Source organism: Neisseria sp. HMSC078C12, from assembly GCF_001838065.1.
Classification (GTDB): Bacteria; Pseudomonadota; Gammaproteobacteria; order Burkholderiales; family Neisseriaceae; genus Neisseria.
Genome location: NZ_KV835599.1, coordinates 61,949 through 62,284, shown reverse-complemented (window position 1 = coordinate 62,284; position 336 = coordinate 61,949).

Below are 336 nucleotides of genomic sequence, written 5' to 3'. Positions count from 1 at the left end.
TCTACTGCTTTCACTAATGCTTCAGAAAGCGAAGAATCAAAAGAAAAGTGGCCTGCTTGGACGATATTTGAACATACAGCCCTCTTCCCTACTCAGACATGAGATACGGTGGCAGAGTTTCAACACTCAGCCGGCTGGTTTAGACGACCTTGTGCCACTAAATGCCTTACTTTGTTTCAACACACAGCCGCCTGAAGGCGGCTGAAAATCAGCGGTCATAAGGATTTACGCATATTGCTGTTTCAACACACAGCCGCCTGAAGGCGGCTGAATATACTAATGGCAACAATCGAAAAGCGCAACGGTTTCAACACACAGCCGCCTGAAGGCGGCTGA